This window comes from Pseudomonas sp. GNP013 (genome assembly GCF_054343995.1).
The window spans coordinates 4,276,642-4,294,141 of sequence record NZ_JBTGUT010000001.1 but is presented as its reverse complement, the minus strand read 5'-3'; the positions used below and the strand labels follow the sequence as shown (position 1 = coordinate 4,294,141).

18 protein-coding genes and 1 pseudogene are annotated in these 17,500 nt (G+C 61.4%); 12 read left to right on the top strand and 7 right to left on the bottom strand.

Annotated features, from left to right (window positions below; translation table 11 throughout):
- Positions 1-79: 79 nt before the first annotated feature.
- The 3 genes and pseudogenes from yihG to ACXX81_RS18960 form a co-directional block, all read right to left on the bottom strand.
- A complete protein-coding gene (gene yihG / locus ACXX81_RS18970) occupies positions 80-979 on the bottom strand; it encodes a 1-acylglycerol-3-phosphate O-acyltransferase, YihG family (RefSeq protein ID WP_209988401.1) in 900 nt (299 codons plus the stop codon).
- Positions 980-3,079: a phosphate acetyltransferase gene (gene pta, locus ACXX81_RS18965; protein WP_209988404.1), complete on the bottom strand. Its 2,100-nt coding sequence runs from the start codon at positions 3,077-3,079 to the stop codon at positions 980-982. It abuts the gene before it with no gap.
- Positions 3,080-3,156: 77 nt separating this feature from the next.
- Positions 3,157-3,285: pseudogene (locus ACXX81_RS18960) on the bottom strand (DUF3565 domain-containing protein); the annotation flags it as partial.
- On the opposite strand from ACXX81_RS18960, the gene ACXX81_RS18955 reads away from it, so the two are divergent.
- Positions 3,254-3,739: an FKBP-type peptidyl-prolyl cis-trans isomerase gene (locus ACXX81_RS18955; RefSeq protein ID WP_004372402.1), complete on the top strand. Its 486-nt coding sequence runs from the start codon at positions 3,254-3,256 to the stop codon at positions 3,737-3,739. The pseudogene ACXX81_RS18960 and the gene ACXX81_RS18955 sit on opposite strands and share 32 nt — an antisense overlap.
- 282 nt (positions 3,740-4,021) lie before the next feature.
- Here the strand turns inward: ACXX81_RS18955 and rpsT are convergent, their stop codons facing one another.
- Positions 4,022-4,300, bottom strand: coding sequence for a 30S ribosomal protein S20 (rpsT, locus tag ACXX81_RS18950; RefSeq protein ID WP_003188401.1), 279 nt, complete (start codon positions 4,298-4,300; stop codon positions 4,022-4,024).
- A gap of 253 nt (positions 4,301-4,553) precedes the next feature.
- Here rpsT and murJ point away from each other — a divergent pair, with 253 nt between their 5' ends.
- The 6 genes from murJ to ispH all read left to right on the top strand — a co-directional run bounded on the left by murJ (position 4,554) and on the right by ispH (position 12,044).
- A complete protein-coding gene (gene murJ / locus ACXX81_RS18945; RefSeq protein WP_209988407.1) occupies positions 4,554-6,092 on the top strand; it encodes a murein biosynthesis integral membrane protein MurJ in 1,539 nt (512 codons plus the stop codon).
- 119 nt (positions 6,093-6,211) lie between these two features.
- Positions 6,212-7,150 (top strand): bifunctional riboflavin kinase/FAD synthetase, encoded by a 939-nt coding sequence (gene ribF, locus ACXX81_RS18940; protein WP_209988410.1) that lies wholly within the window; start codon positions 6,212-6,214, stop codon positions 7,148-7,150.
- A gap of 14 nt (positions 7,151-7,164) precedes the next feature.
- Entirely contained in the window at positions 7,165-9,996 is a 2,832-nt protein-coding gene (gene ileS / locus ACXX81_RS18935; RefSeq protein WP_458572193.1) for an isoleucine--tRNA ligase, read from the top strand.
- Positions 9,989-10,501 carry a signal peptidase II gene (lspA, locus tag ACXX81_RS18930; RefSeq protein WP_322212608.1) on the top strand — a complete coding sequence of 171 codons (513 nt, stop codon included), beginning with the start codon at positions 9,989-9,991 and terminating at the stop codon, positions 10,499-10,501. The genes ileS and lspA overlap by 8 nt, the downstream gene beginning before the upstream one ends.
- Positions 10,494-10,931, top strand: coding sequence for an FKBP-type peptidyl-prolyl cis-trans isomerase (gene fkpB, locus ACXX81_RS18925; RefSeq protein ID WP_322212610.1), 438 nt, complete (start codon positions 10,494-10,496; stop codon positions 10,929-10,931). The genes lspA and fkpB overlap by 8 nt, the downstream gene beginning before the upstream one ends.
- Before the next feature lie 165 nt (positions 10,932-11,096).
- Entirely contained in the window at positions 11,097-12,044 is a 948-nt protein-coding gene (gene ispH, locus ACXX81_RS18920; protein WP_209988424.1) for a 4-hydroxy-3-methylbut-2-enyl diphosphate reductase, read from the top strand.
- On the opposite strand, the gene ACXX81_RS18915 is transcribed toward ispH, so the two are convergent.
- Complete coding sequence (locus ACXX81_RS18915) at positions 11,998-12,579, bottom strand: GspH/FimT family pseudopilin (RefSeq protein ID WP_209988428.1); 582 nt, start codon at positions 12,577-12,579, stop codon at positions 11,998-12,000. The two genes, ispH and ACXX81_RS18915, sit on opposite strands and share 47 nt — an antisense overlap.
- Before the next feature lie 206 nt (positions 12,580-12,785).
- On the opposite strand from ACXX81_RS18915, the gene pilV reads away from it, so the two are divergent.
- From pilV to thiO, 5 genes are all read left to right on the top strand, one after another.
- Positions 12,786-13,259 (top strand): type IV pilus modification protein PilV, encoded by a 474-nt coding sequence (gene pilV / locus ACXX81_RS18910; protein WP_269325485.1) that lies wholly within the window; start codon positions 12,786-12,788, stop codon positions 13,257-13,259.
- Positions 13,256-13,963: a PilW family protein gene (locus ACXX81_RS18905; protein ID WP_458572192.1), complete on the top strand. Its 708-nt coding sequence runs from the start codon at positions 13,256-13,258 to the stop codon at positions 13,961-13,963. The genes pilV and ACXX81_RS18905 overlap by 4 nt, the downstream gene beginning before the upstream one ends.
- Positions 13,964-13,970: 7 nt before the next feature.
- Positions 13,971-14,492 (top strand): pilus assembly PilX family protein, encoded by a 522-nt coding sequence (locus ACXX81_RS18900; RefSeq protein WP_458572191.1) that lies wholly within the window; start codon positions 13,971-13,973, stop codon positions 14,490-14,492.
- 11 nt (positions 14,493-14,503) lie between these two features.
- Entirely contained in the window at positions 14,504-14,905 is a 402-nt protein-coding gene (locus ACXX81_RS18895; RefSeq protein ID WP_458572190.1) for a type IV pilin protein, read from the top strand.
- Between the two features lie 62 nt (positions 14,906-14,967).
- The gene (gene thiO / locus ACXX81_RS18890; RefSeq protein ID WP_458572189.1) at positions 14,968-16,077 is read left to right on the top strand and encodes a glycine oxidase ThiO; all 1,110 of its coding nucleotides are present in this window, start codon (positions 14,968-14,970) and stop codon (positions 16,075-16,077) included.
- Here the strand turns inward: thiO and ACXX81_RS18885 are convergent.
- Complete coding sequence (locus tag ACXX81_RS18885; protein WP_231422484.1) at positions 16,064-16,297, bottom strand: PP0621 family protein; 234 nt, start codon at positions 16,295-16,297, stop codon at positions 16,064-16,066. The genes thiO and ACXX81_RS18885 overlap by 14 nt on opposite strands.
- Before the next feature lie 126 nt (positions 16,298-16,423).
- The gene (locus ACXX81_RS18880) at positions 16,424-17,449 is read right to left on the bottom strand and encodes an outer membrane protein assembly factor BamD (protein ID WP_004372374.1); all 1,026 of its coding nucleotides are present in this window, start codon (positions 17,447-17,449) and stop codon (positions 16,424-16,426) included.
- Positions 17,450-17,500: the final 51 nt, after the last annotated feature.

Below are 17,500 nucleotides of genomic sequence, written 5' to 3'. Positions count from 1 at the left end.
CTCCCGATGGCGGTGTGTCAGGCAGTACATCTGTCACTGATCCACTGCTATCGTGAGCAAGCCCCCTCCCACATTTTGGTCATCTTTTAGCTGGGAAATCGGTGTGCAGCCTGTCCAGCAGCGCATCCTTGTCTTCCCACAGCTGGTTGATCCACCCTTGGAACGCCAGCCGATACTCGCCATCCTGCTCATAATTCTTGCCGATAAACCCGGCCGGGATCTGCACCTCTTCAAAGTGCACAACAACATCCTTCACATTCCCGCACAGCAAATCCCAATACCCCGGACGCCCGCCAGGATAATGAATAGTCACATTGACCAGTGACTTGAGCTGTTCACCCATCGCATCCAGCACAAACGCGATCCCGCCAGCCTTGGGCTTGAGCAGATAGCGAAACGGCGATTTCTGCTGGGCATGCTTGCCCGGTGTAAACCGCGTGCCTTCGGCAAAATTGAAAATCCCCACCGGATTGTGACGAAACTTCGCACAGGTCCTGCGGGTGGTTTCCAGGTCCTTGCCTTTCTTCTCCGGGTGCTTTTCCAGGTAAGCCTTGGTGTAGCGCTTCATGAACGGAAAGCCCAGTGCCCACCAGGCCAGACCAATCACCGGCACCCAGATCAGCTCCTGCTTGAGAAAGAACTTCAGCGGGCGAATCCGCCGATTCAACACGTATTGCAGCACCATGATATCGACCCAGCTCTGGTGGTTGCTGGTCACCAGGTACGAGTGCTGGTAGTCCAGGCCCTCAAGGCCGCTCAGGTGCCAGCGCGTGCGGCGCACCAGGTTCATCCAGCCCTTGTTGTTGGTCACCCAGGCTTCATGCGTGTGGTTCATCAGCCATTCGCTGAAACGCTTGGCGAAGGGCAGCGCTTTGAACAGCGCGACGATAAACAGGAACGAACACAACAGGATCGTATTCAACGCCAGCAGCAGGGAAGCAATCACCCCGCGCACGGCAGCAGGCAGAAAATCCAGCATTCAGATATCCATAGGTCGGTTGGCGGCTTGGATCGCAGTCAGTGCGATGGTGTACACGATATCGTCCACCTGCGCGCCGCGCGGCAGATCGTTGACCGGTTTGCGCAGGCCCTGAAGCATCGGCCCCAGGCTCACGCAATCAGCGCTGCGTTGCACGGCCTTGTGGGTGGTGTTGCCGGTATTCAGGTCAGGGAACACGAACACCGTGGCCTTGCCGGCCACCTGGCTGTTGGGCGCCAGTTGCCGGGCCACCGCTTCGTTGGCGGCGGCGTCATATTGCAGCGGGCCGTCGATCAGCAGCGCGCTTTGCTGTTCTTGGGCGAGCAGGGTGGCTTCGCGGACTTTCTCCACTTCTTCGCCGCTGGCCGAGTCGCCGCTGGAGTAGCTGATCATCGCCACTCGCGGGGTAATGCCGAACGCGGCCGCCGAGTCGGCGCTTTGCAGGGCGATTTCCGCCAGCTCCGCCGCACTTGGGTGCGGGTTCATCACGCAGTCGCCGTACACCAGCACCTGCTCGGGAAACAGCATGAAGAACACCGACGACACCAGCGTGCAGCCCGGTGCGGTTTTGATCAACTGCAGGGCGGGACGGATGGTGTTGGCGGTGGAGTGAATCACGCCGGAGACCAGGCCGTCGACTTCATCCAGCGCGAGCATCATGGTGGCGATCACCACGGTGTCTTCCAGTTGCTGCTCGGCCATCGGTGCGTTCAGGCTCTTGCTCTTGCGCAGCTTCACCATCGGTTCGACATAGCGTTGGCGAATCAGGTCCGGGTCGAGAATCTCGAGGCCGGCGGGCAGTTCGATGCCCTGGGCACGAGCCACCGCTTCCACATCCGCAGGTTTGGCCAGCAACACGCAGCGGGCGATGCCCCGCGCCTGGCAGATGGCGGCGGCCTGCACGGTCAGTGGCTCGCTGCCTTCGGGCAATACGATGCGCTTGTTGGCGGCCTGGGCGCGCTGGATCAACTGGTAGCGGAACACCGCCGGCGACAGGCGCATCTCCCGTGGCGTGCCGCACCGTTGGTGCAGCCAGCGCGCATCGAGGTGGCTGGCGACGAAATCGGTGATGATCTCGGCGCGCTCGCGGTCGTCGATGGGGATTTCCTTGTTCAAGCTGTTGAGCTGGTTGGCCGTGTCGTAGGAGCCGGTGCTCACCGACAGCACCGGCAGCCCGGCCTGCAAGGCGCCCCGGCACAAATCCATGATGCGTGGGTCGGGCAGGGTGTCGCTGGTCAGCAGCAAGCCGGCCAGCGGCACGCCGTTGATGGCGGCCAGGCTCACCGCGAGGATGATGTCGTCGCGATCACCGGGGGTCACCACCAGCACGCCGGGCTTGAGCAGCTCCACGGTGTTACGCATGGTGCGGGCGCAGATGATGATCTTGGTCATGCGCCGGGTTTCGTAATCGCCGGCGTTGAGCACCTGCGCGCCCATCAGGTCGGCCACGTCGCGGGTACGCGGGGCGTTGAGTTCGGGTTGGTAGGGAATGCAGCCCAGAAGGCGGAAATCACCGCTGCGTAATAAAGGCGAGTGCTCTTTAAGGCGCGCCGAGAAGGCTTCCATGCTTTCATCGGTGCGCACCTTGTTGAGGATCACGCCGAGCACTTTCGGGTCTTTCGGCCCGCCAAACAGCTGGGCCTGCAATTCGACGCGGCCGGAGAGTTCGGTGAGCACTTCGTTTTCCGGGGCCGACACCAGGATCACTTCGGCATCCAGGCTCTTGGCCAGGTGCAGGTTGACCCGCGCCGCGTAACTGGCGCTACGGGTCGGCACCATGCCTTCGACAATCAGCACGTCCTTGCCCACGGCAGCCTGCTGGTAAAGGGTGATGATTTCTTCGAGCAGCTCATCCAGCTGACCGTCGCCGAGCATGCGTTCCACATGGGCCAGGCCCAGCGGTTGCGGTGGTTTCAGGCCATGGGTGCGGGCGACCAGCTCGGTGGAGCGTTCAGGGCCGGTGTCGCCCGGGTGCGGCTGGGCGATCGGCTTGAAGAAGCCGACTTTGAGCCCGGCCCGCTCGAGGGTGCGCACCAGCCCGAGGCTGATGGAGGTCAGACCCACACCAAAATCGGTGGGCGCGATAAAAAAAGTCTGCATGCGAATTCTCTGGAGGTGCATGGCTTGGGTGGCGCTTTATGCGTGAGCGTCTACCGTAAATCAGGTGCCAAGGTTATCGTTATTCGGTCCCGTCCGTCCGGGTTCTGTTCGCTTTCGGGCAAATCCTTGTTTAGACTTGTCCGTTCTTCATTCTTCTGCAAAAGGTCTCGCCCCATGCCGATCGCCGCCAACAAGGCTGTCTCCATTGACTATACCCTGACCAACGACGCTGGTGAGGTCATCGACAGCTCCGCCGGCGGCGCGCCGCTGGTCTACCTGCAAGGCGCAGGTAACATCATCCCAGGCCTGGAAAAGGCTCTGGAAGGCAAAGAGGTGGGTGATGAGCTGACCGTTGCCGTAGAACCTGAAGATGCCTACGGCGAATACTCCGCCGAACTGGTCAGCACCCTGAGCCGCAGCATGTTCGAAGGTGTCGACGAGCTGGAAGTGGGTATGCAGTTCCACGCTTCAGCGCCGGATGGCCAGATGCAGATCGTCACCATCCGCGACCTGGACGGCGATGACGTCACCGTCGACGGTAACCACCCGCTGGCTGGCCAGCGTCTGAATTTCCAGGTGAAGATCGTGGCCATCCGCGACGCTTCCCAGGAAGAAGTGGCTCACGGCCACGTTCACGGCGAAGGCGGTCACCAGCACTGATTGATGCGTTAATCAGCTGGCAGCAAAAACGCCCCGACTGGTTCGGGGCGTTTTTTTTGTCCTGAGAATGTACGCGATCCAAATGTGGGAGGGGGCTTGCTCCCGATTGCGGAGGGTCAGTCAGCGCATCTGGTGACTGATCCTCCGGCATCGGGAGCAAGCCACCTCTCACAGGTGGAGCTGTGGTGATTTTCAGGCACACACAAAAATGCCCCGGACCTTTCGATACGGGGCATTTTCTAACTGTTACGCAACTGACGTCGCGTGTGCAGTTGTTACCACTCAGGCTGCAGCAGGAACGCTCAGAGCCTTGATGTGGCCATTCAGGCGGCTCTTGTGGCGAGCGGCCTTGTTCTTGTGGATGATGCCTTTATCAGCCATACGGTCGATAACCGGCACAGCCAGAACGTAGGCTGCTTGAGCTTTTTCAGCGTCTTTGGTGTCGATGGCTTTAACTACATTCTTGATGTAGGTACGAACCATGGAACGCAGGCTGGCGTTGTGGCTGCGACGCTTCTCAGCCTGTTTTGCACGTTTTTTGGCGGAAGGTGTGTTGGCCACCGTCGAGCTCCTCGAAAGACTTTTTAGGAAATAGCAAACAAAATAGGCCGCGAATCATGCCGATGACTTGACGGGTTGTCAAGGGCGGCTGATGCGAACTGCTGAGTGGTCGATCTGAAGAGGCGGGTGATTTATTTCCGGCGCTTGACCTGTAAACTCGCGAGCTTTGGCGCTGTGCTGTTGCAGGCGCGCAGTATCGCATAAGTAGGCGCTTAGTTCGCCTGCTCTTTATCTATAGGCGCAAACTCTTTCAATGAATCTGCTCAAATCGTTGGCTGCCGTCAGCTCTATCACGATGATCTCCCGGGTTTTGGGGTTTGTGCGCGACACCCTGCTGGCGCGCATTTTCGGCGCCAGCATGGCCACGGATGCGTTCTTCATCGCCTTTAAACTGCCCAACCTGCTGCGACGGATCTTTGCCGAGGGTGCATTTTCCCAGGCGTTCGTGCCGATCCTGGCCGAATACAAAACCCAGCAGGGCGAGGAGGCCACCCGCACCTTTATTGCCTACGTCTCAGGCCTGCTGACCCTCGTGCTGATGCTGGTAACGATCCTGGGCATGCTCGCCGCGCCCTGGGTGATCTGGGCCACGGCCCCCGGCTTTGCCAATACCCCGGAAAAATTCGCGCTGACCACCGATCTGCTGCGCGTGACCTTTCCTTATATATTGCTGATCTCGCTGTCGTCCCTGGCCGGCGCTATCCTCAACACCTGGAACCGCTTTTCGGTGCCGGCGTTCGTGCCGACCCTGCTCAACGTCAGCATGATTATTTTCGCGCTGTTCCTCACGCCCTACTTCGACCCGCCGGTCATGGCGCTCGGCTGGGCTGTCCTCGCCGGTGGCCTGGCGCAGCTGCTTTACCAGCTGCCGCACCTGAAAAAAATCGGCATGCTCGTGCTGCCGCGCCTGAATCTCAAGGACACCGGCGTCTGGCGCGTCATGCGCAATATGCTGCCGGCGATCCTTGGCGTGTCGGTGAGCCAGATCTCTCTGATCATCAACACCGCGTTCGCCTCGCTGCTGGTCTCGGGCTCGGTGTCATGGATGTACTACGCCGATCGTCTGATGGAGCTTCCCTCCGGCGTGCTCGGCGTGGCGCTGGGCACGATTCTGTTGCCGACCCTGGCGCGCACTTACGCCAGCAAGGATCGCCAGGAGTACTCGCGCATTCTCGATTGGGGCCTGCGCCTGTGTTTCGTGCTGGTGCTGCCGTGCTCCCTGGCCCTGGGAATCCTGGCCGAACCATTGACCGTCTCACTGTTCCAGTACGGCCAATTCGACGCGCATGACGCCTTGATGACCCAGCGCGCACTGATCGCCTATTCGGTGGGCCTGCTCGGCATCATCGTGATCAAGGTGCTGGCACCAGGCTTCTATGCCCAGCAGAATATCCGCACGCCGGTGAAAATCGCCATCTTCACGCTGGTCGTCACGCAACTGCTCAACCTGGTGTTTATCGGCCCGCTGGCCCATGCCGGCCTGGCCCTGGCCATCAGCGCAGGTGCCTGCATCAACGCAGGCCTGTTGTTCTACCAGTTGCGCAAGCAGCAGATGTATCAGCCGCAACCGGGCTGGGGCCTGTTTGCGCTCAAGCTGCTGGTGGCGGTGGTGGTGATGTCGGCGGTGCTGCTCGGGCTGATGCACTTCATGCCGGCGTGGGACCAGGGCTTCATGCTGGAGCGCTTCATGCGCCTTGGCGTATTGGTGGTGGCCGGGGTGGTGGTGTACTTCGGGATGTTGCTGCTGCAGGGTTTCCGCTTGCGCGATTTCAATCGCAAGTCCCTGCAATAGAGAGTTTGCCGCGATAAAACAGCTGTTTTATCGATTCGACCCATTTGGCCTGCGCTGTTGCCTGTCGTCCGGGGCCGGGTGTGGTTATAATCGACCACTTTATGAGCAAGAAGCGCGTTATGCAGCTGGTTCGAGGTCTCCACAACCTGCGCCCCGAGCATCGGGGCTGCGTCGCCACTATTGGCAACTTTGACGGTGTTCACCGTGGTCACCAGGCTATCCTGGCCCGGCTGCGTGAGCGTGCTGTCGAGCTGGGCGTGCCCAGCTGCGTGGTGATTTTTGAACCACAGCCGCGGGAGTTCTTCAGCCCCGATACAGCGCCTGCGCGTCTGGCGCGTTTGCGCGACAAGCTGCAGTTGCTGGCCGAAGAAGGCGTCGACCGCGTGCTCTGCCTGGCCTTCAATCAGCGCTTGCAAAGCCTCAGCGCTGCTGAATTCGTCGACCGTATCCTCGTCGACGGCCTGGGCGTGCAGCACCTGGAGGTCGGCGACGACTTCCGTTTTGGCTGCGACCGCGTGGGCGATTTCGATTTCCTGCAACACGCCGGCGTCAATCAGGGATTCACCGTTGAAGCCGCGCAAACCGTCGAACTGGACGGCCTGCGCGTGAGCAGCACCCAGGTGCGTAACGCCCTGGCCGCTGCCGACTTTGCCCTCGCCGAGCGTTTGCTCGGTCGCCCGTTCCGCATTGCCGGGCGGGTCCTGCACGGTCAGAAGCTGGCGCGCCAACTGGGCACGCCAACGGCCAACGTGCAACTCAAGCGCCGCCGTGTGCCGCTGACCGGGGTCTATCTGGTTGGCGTGGACATCGACGGCCAATCGTGGCCGGGAGTCGCCAACATAGGCGTCAGGCCCACGGTTGCAGGTGATGGCAAGGCCCACCTGGAAGTTCATCTGCTGGATTTTGCCGGCGATTTATACGACCGGCGCATTACGGTGGTTTTCCACCAGAAGCTGCGTGAAGAGCAGCGCTTCGCCTCGCTTGAGGCATTGAAAACGGCGATCAATGCGGATGTCGCCGCCGCCCGTGCACTAGCCGCACCTAGCGCCCATCGCTAACCGAAGAGCCTTAAATGACCGACTATAAAGCCACGCTAAACCTTCCGGACACCGCCTTCCCAATGAAGGCCGGCCTGCCACAGCGCGAACCGCAGATCCTGCAGCGCTGGGACAGTATTGGCCTGTACGGTAAGTTGCGCGAAATTGGCAAGGATCGTCCGAAATTCGTCCTGCACGACGGCCCTCCTTATGCCAACGGCACGATTCACATCGGTCATGCGCTGAACAAGATTCTCAAGGACATGATCCTGCGCTCCAAGACCCTGTCGGGCTTCGATGCGCCGTATGTCCCGGGTTGGGACTGCCACGGCCTGCCGATCGAACACAAGGTCGAAGTGACCCACGGCAAGAACCTGGGCGCCGATAAAACCCGCGAGCTGTGCCGTGCCTATGCCACCGAGCAGATCGAAGGGCAGAAGTCCGAATTCATCCGCCTGGGGGTACTGGCCGAGTGGGACAACCCCTACAAGACCATGAACTTCAAGAACGAGGCCGGTGAAATTCGCGCCTTGGCCGAAATCGTCAAGGGCGGTTTCGTGTTCAAGGGCCTCAAGCCCGTGAACTGGTGCTTCGACTGCGGTTCGGCGCTGGCCGAAGCGGAAGTCGAGTACGAAGAGAAGAAGTCTTCGACCATCGACGTGGCCTTCCCGATCGCCGATGAAGCCAAACTGGCCCAGGCGTTCGGCCTGGCGAGCCTCAGCAAGCCGGCGGCCATCGTGATCTGGACCACCACCCCGTGGACCATCCCGGCCAACCAGGCGTTGAACGTTCACCCGGAGTTCACCTATGCCCTGGTGGATGTGGGTGATCGCCTGCTGGTGCTGGCCGAGGAAATGGTCGAGGCGTGCCTGGCGCGCTACGAACTGCAAGGGTCGGTGATCGCCACCGCCACCGGCTCCGCGCTGGAGCTGATCAATTTCCGCCATCCGTTCTATGACCGCCTGTCGCCGGTGTATCTGGCCGAGTATGTCGAGCTGGGTTCGGGTACTGGCGTGGTGCACTCCGCGCCGGCTTACGGCGTGGACGACTTCGTGACCTGCAAGGCTTATGGCATGGTCAACGACGAGATCCTCAACCCGGTACAGAGCAACGGCGTCTATGCGCCGTCCCTGGAGTTCTTCGGCGGCCAGTTCATCTTCAAGGCCAACGAACCGATCATCGAAAAACTGACGGAAGTCGGTGCGCTGCTGCACACTGAAACCATCAAGCACAGCTACATGCACTGCTGGCGCCACAAGACCCCGCTGATCTACCGCGCCACCGCGCAGTGGTTTATCGGCATGGATAAAGAGCCTGTCAGCGGCGACACCCTGCGCAAGCGCGCAATCAGCGCCATCGAAGACACCCAGTTTGTCCCCGCCTGGGGCCAGGCGCGTCTGCACTCGATGATCGCCAACCGTCCGGACTGGTGCATCTCCCGCCAGCGCAACTGGGGCGTGCCGATCCCGTTCTTCCTCAACAAGGAAAGCGGCGAACTGCACCCGCGCACCGTCGAACTGATGGAAGTCGTGGCCCAGCGCGTCGAACAGGAAGGCATCGAAGCCTGGTTCAAGATGGACGCTGCCGAGCTGTTGGGCGACGAAGCGCCGCTGTACGACAAGATCAGCGACACTCTCGACGTGTGGTTCGATTCCGGCACCACCCACTGGCACGTGCTGCGCGGTTCGCACCCGATGGGCCACGAGACCGGCCCGCGTGCCGACCTGTACCTGGAAGGTTCCGACCAGCACCGTGGCTGGTTCCACTCGTCATTGCTGACCGGTTGCGCCATCGACAACCACGCGCCGTACCGCGAGCTGCTGACCCACGGCTTCACCGTCGACGAGACGGGCCGCAAGATGTCCAAGTCGCTCAAAAACGTGATCGAGCCGAAAAAGATCAACGACACCCTGGGCGCCGACATCATGCGTCTGTGGGTAGCGTCGACCGACTACTCGGGCGAGATCGCTGTTTCCGAGCAGATCCTGGCGCGCAGCGCCGATGCCTACCGGCGCATCCGCAATACCGCACGGTTCATGCTGTCCAACCTGACCGGCTTCAACCCGGCCACCGACCTGCTGCCGGCCGAGGACATGCTGGCCCTGGACCGTTGGGCTGTGGACCGTACCCTGTTGCTGCAGCGCGAGTTGCAGGAACACTACGGCGAATACCGTTTCTGGAACGTCTACTCGAAGATCCACAACTTCTGCGTGCAGGAGCTGGGTGGTTTCTACCTCGACATCATCAAGGACCGCCAGTACACCACCGCCGCCAACAGCACGGCGCGCCGCTCGGCGCAGACTGCGCTGTACCACATCAGCGAAGCGCTGGTGCGCTGGATCGCGCCGATCCTTGCGTTCACCGCCGACGAACTGTGGGAATACCTGCCGGGCGAGCGTAACGAGTCCGTGATGCTCAACATCTGGTACGAAGGCCTGACCGAACTGCCGGCCGACTTCGAACTGGGCCGCGAGTACTGGGAAGGCGTGATGGCCGTCAAGGTCGCGGTGAACAAGGAGCTGGAAGTCCAGCGTGCGGCCAAGGCCGTCGGTGGCAACCTGCAAGCCGAAGTCACCCTGTTTGCCGAGGAAGGCCTGACCGCCGACCTGAGCAAGCTGAGCAACGAACTGCGCTTCGTGCTGATCACTTCCACCGCGAGCCTGGCACCGTTCGCCCAGGCCCCGGCAGACGCGGTCCCCACCGAAGTGCCGGGCCTCAAGCTCAAAGTGGTCAAGTCGGCCTTCCCCAAGTGCGCCCGTTGCTGGCACTGCCGCGAAGATGTCGGCGTGAATCCGGAGCATCCGGAAATCTGCGGTCGTTGCGTCGACAACATCACAGGCAGTGGCGAGGTACGCCACTATGCCTGAGGCAACCAGCCGTTTCGGACGCCTGGGCTGGCTCGTATTGAGCTTGCTGGTGCTGGTCATCGACCAGGTCAGCAAAGCTCATTTCGAAGGCTCCCTGGAAATGTTCCAGCAAATCGTGGTGATCCCGGATTACTTCAGCTGGACCCTGGCCTACAACACCGGCGCCGCCTTCAGCTTCCTGGCTGACAGCGGCGGTTGGCAACGCTGGCTGTTCGCCCTGATCGCCGTGGTGGTCAGTGCGGTGCTGGTAGTGTGGCTCAAGCGTCTGGGCCGTGATGACACCTGGCTGGCCGTCGCCCTGGCGCTGGTGCTGGGTGGCGCGCTGGGCAATCTGTACGACCGCATTGCCCTCGGCCATGTGATCGACTTTATCCTGGTGCATTGGCAGAACCGCCACTATTTCCCGGCGTTCAACTTTGCTGACAGCGCCATCACCGTCGGTGCCATCATGCTCGCGCTGGATATGTTCAAGAGCAAGAAGACCGGGGAGCCCGTCAATGACTGATCAACGCATCGGCCAGAACACCCAAGTTACCTTGCACTTCGCACTGCGCCTGGAAAATGGCGACACCGTCGACAGCACCTTCGACAAGGCCCCGGCGACCTTCAAGGTCGGCGACGGCAACCTGCTGCCGGGTTTTGAAGCGGCCCTGTTCGGGTTCAAGGCCGGCGACAAGCGCACCCTGCAGATCCTGCCGGAAAACGCCTTTGGCCAGCCCAACCCGCAAAACCTGCAGATCATCCCGCGTTCGCAGTTCCAGGACATGGACCTGTCGGAAGGTTTGCTGGTGATCTTCAATGATGCGGCCAATACCGAATTGCCCGGCGTGGTCAAAACCTTCGATGACGCGCAAGTGACCATCGACTTCAACCACCCGTTGGCCGGTAAAACCTTGACGTTCGACGTTGAAATCATCGACGTTAAAGCGCTGTAACTAAATGTGGGAGGGGGCTTGCTCCCGATAGTGGTGGGTCAGGTATGAAAAAATTGACTGACGCACCGCCATCGGGAGCAAGCCCCCTCCCACCTTTGATCTCCACAGGCAGTTCGGCCAGCGTCAACACCTGACTCAAACTGGCTGCAAGACACGAGGCACAGCATGCAAATCAAACTCGCCAACCCCCGTGGCTTCTGTGCCGGCGTGGACCGGGCGATCGAAATCGTCAACCGCGCCCTGGAAGTCTTCGGGCCACCGATTTACGTGCGTCATGAGGTCGTCCACAACAAATTCGTGGTCGAAGACCTGCGCGCACGCGGTGCCATTTTTGTCGAAGAGCTTGACCAGGTGCCGGACGACGTAATCGTCATCTTCAGCGCCCACGGGGTTTCCCAGGCCGTGCGCACCGAAGCGGCGGGGCGGGGCCTTAAAGTATTCGACGCCACCTGCCCGCTGGTCACCAAGGTGCACATCGAGGTGGCGCGCTACAGCCGCGACGGCCGTGAATGCATCCTGATCGGCCATGCCGGTCACCCGGAAGTCGAAGGCACCATGGGCCAGTATGACGCCACTAACGGCGGCTCCATTTATCTGGTGGAAGACGAAAAAGACGTCGCCAGCTTGCAGGTGCAGAATCCCGAGCGTTTGGCTTTCGTGACCCAGACAACGTTGTCCATGGACGACACCAGCCGTGTGATCGATGCCTTGCGCACCCGCTTCCCGGCCATTGGCGGCCCGCGCAAGGACGACATCTGCTACGCCACGCAGAACCGCCAGGATGCGGTCAAGCAACTGGCCGACGAATGCGATGTGGTATTGGTGGTCGGCAGCCCCAACAGCTCCAACTCCAACCGCTTGCGCGAGCTGGCTGAGCGCATGGCGACACCGGCGTATCTGATCGACGGCGCCGAAGACCTGCAGCGCAGCTGGTTCGACGGTGTCGAGCGCATCGGCATCACCGCTGGCGCCTCGGCTCCGGAAGTGCTGGTGCGCGGCGTGATCCAGCAACTGCACGCCTGGGGTGCCACCGGTGCCGACGAGTTGGCCGGTCGTGAAGAAAACATCACTTTCTCCATGCCCAAGGAGCTGCGGGTTCGCTCGCTGCTCTGATTGCCAGGGTGCCGGAGCCACTCCGGCACAACGCCTGCTCGGCCCTGTCGCTGCGCAGGCTGATGCGTCCGCTGGGCGCCAGCACCACCTGATACAGGCTCAGCGCCTGATCCGCGTCGCATACATGCACAGTGCCAGCACGAAATCCCCCGCCGGCGAAGACCGGCTCGCCCATCCCACTGAAACGCACCTGGCTTCTGACCGGGCTGTTACCTACCATCGGCACGCGTGCGCCGTCCTGGCGTACCCGCAGCACCGGATTATCGTCGTCCTTATAGCCGCGTCCGCTCATGTCCACTACCACGCGCCATCCACGGCTCCAGTCGTCGTCCACGGCGTGAATGATCACTGGCCGATTCCGTGCGATGGCCTCGGTGCGCGCGTAGCGCATGCCGCTGGCCAGGGATTGCGCGGCGTCCTGGCGGTGCCGGGACTCCAGCAAGCCCTTGAAGCTCGGCACGGCCAAATGCGCCAGGATGCCGCTCATGATTAACCCGAGCAGCAGTTCGATCAGGGTAAAGCCTCGCTGTTTCATAAGTCGTCCCTCCGTGGACGCGATGGGTAGTGAGGTTGCCTGTTCAGGTATAGCGCGCCAGTCCGTGCGCTGAATGATGGCCTTCATGTCCAAAGTATTTCCCTTTGTTCCGGCAGCGGCGGGGTTCGAAAAGCGCCGCTAGTCTTGGGTCGCACCGCAGGATCTTCCTGCTTGTTTTCGGCCCTCGACATGGATAACGACGGTAAATGCCTGGCTGCCCAACTCCCTTTTGCCCCAAGTGCCAAGCGGGCATGACCTTGATCGAAGTGCTGGTGGCGATGCTCATACTCGCCGTCGGCCTGCTGGGCGCGGCGGTGGTCCAGCTCAACGCGCTCAAGTACACCGACAGTGCACGCATGATCAGTCAGGCCAGCTTTATCGCCTACGACATGCTGGACCGCATGCGCGCCAATGCCGGGGCTGATTACGCATGGGCGCGCACCGAGCACGCGCCACCGGCCAGCTCGAGCGCCAGTGTGCGTGACCTCGACTTGCATGATTTCGACGCCAACATCACCGAGTTTGCCGGTGAAAGTGCCAAAGGCGCGGTCGCCATTCGCGGTAGCGATGTGACCGTCAGTCTCAGTTGGGATGACACGCGGGGCTCGAACATCCAGGGGGCACGGCAAACCTTCACCCTGACCAGCCGCATCAGCGGCGACGCGGACGTGACCCGATGAATCGCGCTGTTCGAGGTTTCAGCCTGGTGGAGATGCTGCTGGCGTTGGCAGTCGGCCTGCTGCTGACCCTGGGTGTCAGCCATGTGGCGATCAGTGCTCGAGCGTCCCAGGCCAGCCAGCAGGCGGCAATGCTGCTGCAGGATGATGCACGCTTCGTGCTCGGCAAAATGATTCAGGATATTCGGCAGGTGGGCATGTTTGGCTGCCAGGCCACGGCGTTTGTCGACAATGCGCCGGTGGCGTTTGATCGGCCGATCAGTTGGCGTGCGACGGGAGGCTCGAAGTCGCTGACGTTGGTGACGGCCGATGTGGGAGAGGGCAACGGCCTGCCGGATTGGACGGTGCTGTCCGACTGTTCCGGCCATGCGCAAGCCTTTGCCGGTGCACCGCCTTCGTTAGCCCCAGGGCAGATACGTTTCGCGATACGGCAATTGACCTACACCTTTGAGTCGAGCCAATTGAAGGTCAGCACCCCGGCGGCTCCGGCGAAAACGGTGCTGGTGGATAACGTGCAGGCGTTCGACTTGAGCTTTGGCGTGGCCGCTCGATCCGAGTCGCGCCATGTTGTGCGTTATGAACAGAGCCCGGCGGACGAGTCGTTGATCCGTAGCGTGCGTATCCGCCTGACACTGCAGGACCCCACCGGGCGCGTGAAAAACCAGACCTACAGCGTCGTTGCGGCGCTGCGTAATCGGCTGGGATAGGGGGCGTATGTGCGCAATTGATCATCGGCAGAAGGGCATGGCGTTAATGATCAGCCTGGTATTCCTGCTGCTGTTGTCACTGGCCGGCCTGTCGTCGATGCAGGACGCTGTGTCGCAGCAGAAAAGCGCGGGCAGTGCGTGGCATCGCAATCAATCGCTGCAAAGTGCCGAAAGCGGCCTGAGAGTGGGTGAGTCGAGCCTGCGTCGAGCCGCTGCCGCGTTGCCGGTGTGCGCATCGGTCATCACCTGTGGGCCACCGCGTGAGTCGGCTTCAGTGACGGGGCCTGGGACCCATCCTGTTTCGGCAGTGAAGTGGCTTGCCATGACGAACGGTTTCTATGGGGTTCAGTCGCTTGGGCCGGCAACGGGGTTGCCGCATCTGCTGCCCCAGGCCGCGGCGCCGCTGTATCGGGTCACGGCCGTGGGGATCAGTGGACAGGTGCGTACCGTGCTGGAGGCCATGTACGCGCAGGTGGGAGAGGGGGAGGACGCGCAGTATCGGCGGGTCCTGTGGCGGCAATTGCACTAGGGAGCGTGTAAATGGGCATGGATAGCAGGGGGTTTACCCTGATCGAGTTACTGATCGCCGTGGCGATCATCGCGTTGCTGGCCGGTATTGCCTATCCCGGCTACACCAGCCATGTAAAAAAGGCATACCGTGCAGAAATCGTCGTGTTGTTGACGCAGCAGGCGCAGCATCTCGAGCGCTTTTACAGCCGAAACGGCACCTTTATTGATGCGAGCGGCGTCAGTGATGGCAATGATCGCTATAGAATCACGGCTGCATTGGATCTATACGCATTTAGCCTGCTCGCGACGCCTGTCGCCGATTCGGTGATGGCGGCTGATCCCTGCGGGACATTCGGTCTCGCCAGCACGGGAGAGCGCACCAACCCGGGGGCGACTCCCGACATGTCGCGCAAGACATGCTGGGGGCAGTGATGAGCGTGCAGGAAGAATGGGCGCCGGGCGCGCCTTTCCCCTTTTATTGGCTGGATCAAATAATGGCTAAGCAACAGCAAGTGGTGATTGTCGGCGGCGGTGTAATTGGATTGCTGACGGCGTTCAACCTTGCCACTCAAGGGCTGGCAGTGGTTCTGTTGGACCGCGCCGGCCTTGGCCAGGAGTCTTCGTGGGCGGGTGGCGGGATCGTTTCGCCGCTGTACCCTTGGCGCTACAGCCCGGCAGTCACTGCACTGGCCCATTGGTCCCAGGATTTTTATCCACAGCTGGCAGCGCAATTATTTGCTGCAACCGGCGTCGATCCAGAGGTGTACACCACCGGTTTGTACTGGCTGGACCTGGATGACGAAGACGCAGCGCTGGCCTGGGCAGCCCGCGAAGGGCGACCGTTGAGCAAAGTCGATGTTTCGGCGGCGCACGATGCCGTTCCCGTATTGGGCGGCGGTTACGCCCAGGCCATCTACATGGCAAACGTGGCCAATGTGCGCAATCCGCGCCTGGTCAAATCCCTCAAGGCCGCGTTGTTGGCATTGCCGGGTGTGACCATTCAAGAGCAGTGCGAGGTCGATGGGTTCGTTCTGGACGGTGACACCGTGGTGGGGGTGAACACGCCAGCGGGGCCGATCCTGGGTGATCAGGTGGTGCTCGCGGCCGGCGCCTGGAGCGGGGAGCTACTGGCCAAACTGGGCTTGTCGCTGCCCGTGGAGCCGGTCAAGGGTCAGATGATTCTGTACAGCTGTGCGCCTGACTTTTTATCGAGCATGGTGTTGGCCAAGGGGCGTTATGCGATTCCCCGACGCGACGGTCACATTCTGATCGGCAGCACCCTGGAGCACGCAGGGTTCGACAAGACGCCAACCCGGTTCGCGCTGGACAGTCTCAAGGCGTCGGCTGTGGAGTTGATACCCGGGTTGGCGGATGCCGAAGTGGTTGGCCATTGGGCGGGTTTGCGCCCAGGCTCGCCGGAGGGCATTCCGTATATCGGCGAGGTGCCTGGCTTCAAGGGGCTGTGGCTCAACTGCGGGCATTACCGTAATGGCCTGGTGCTTGCCCCGGCATCCTGTCAGTTGTTTGCGGACTTGCTGCTTGAGCAGGTGCCGATCATCGACCCTGCGCCCTATGCGCCGGCAGGTCGGCTCAACGCTGGATAGATTTCGGCCCCTGCTCCAGGTGCGCCTGGGTGCAATACCAGTCCTGGTGCGAACTGATGGCGCGATCCTGCGGCAAATGCACGCCACAGTGGGCGCAGCGCACCATCAGCGCCGCGCCGGGCTCGCCGGGGCGTTGCTGCCGAGCTGCCGGGCTTTTGAACGTGCGCCATAACCATACCGCGGCAGCAATGACGGCAATCCAGAACAGTAGACGAACCATGATGGGCAGTTTCTCGACAGGGAATGCGGCAGTTTAGCCAAGGACGCGACGGGCGCACAGTGCATAAATACGCGCCCATGAAAAAGGGAGCTCCCGAGAGCTCCCTTTTGCGTTGCGTTGGACAGGTCAGTCGAACACGCCGAAGGTCATGTAGCTGAACCACGAGCGGTCCTGGTTATTGCCCAGGGCCTGTGGCTCCTGCTCCTCGATCACGTCACCGTTTTCGTCATGGGGCTTGAGCTCGGAAGGAATGGCATCCTTGGCGTCCTGGTACTGCTTGATCACGTCCTGGTTGGCGCGGGTTTCACCCGGCGGCAGCGGTGGACGGGAGTCGATCAGGCCCAGGGTGTACTTGCTCAGCCACGAACGATTGTCGGCTTCAGCCACCTGAGGCACGAACTGACCGTCTTTCAGGCTTGGGTGATCAGGGTAGTTGAGCTTCAGGGTTTCCAGGCTGGTGTTGGCCAGCTCGTCCAGGTGCAGACGCTGGTAGGCCTCGGTCATTACCGCCAGGCCGTCACCCACCGAAGGGGTCTCCTGGAAGTTTTCCACTACATAGCGACCACGGTTGGCCGCCGCTACATAAGCCTGACGGGTCAGGTAGTAGTGGGCGACGTGGATCTCGTAGGACGCCAGCAGGTTGCGCAGGTAAATCATGCGCTGCTTGGCGTCCGGCGCGTAGCGGCTGTTGGGGTAGCGGCTGGTCAGCTGGGCGAACTCGTTGTAGGAGTCGCGGGCAGCGCCCGGGTCACGCTTGGTCATGTCCAGCGGCAGGAAGCGCGCCAGCAGGCCTACGTCCTGATCGAACGAGGTCAGGCCCTTGAGGTAGTAGGCATAGTCTACGTTCGGGTGCTGTGGGTGCAGGCGGATGAACCGCTCTGCAGCGGACTTGGCAGCTTCCGGCTCGGCGTTCTTGTAGTTCGCGTAGATGAGCTCGAGCTGCGCCTGGTCGGCGTAGCGCCCGAACGGATAACGCGACTCCAGGGCCTTCAGCTTGGCTGTGGCGCTGGTGTAGCTATTATTGTCCAGGTCTTTTTGAGCTTGCTGGTACAGCTCGACTTCGCTCAGGTTTTCGTCGACGACGTCCTTTGTTGACGAGCAAGCAGCAGTCATGGCGAGGATGGCGATCAGCAGCAGGTGTTTCACTTGCATGGCGGCTTGCGTCCCTATGACGGCCGCTGTCTTGGGCGGGGCCGTCCTGTT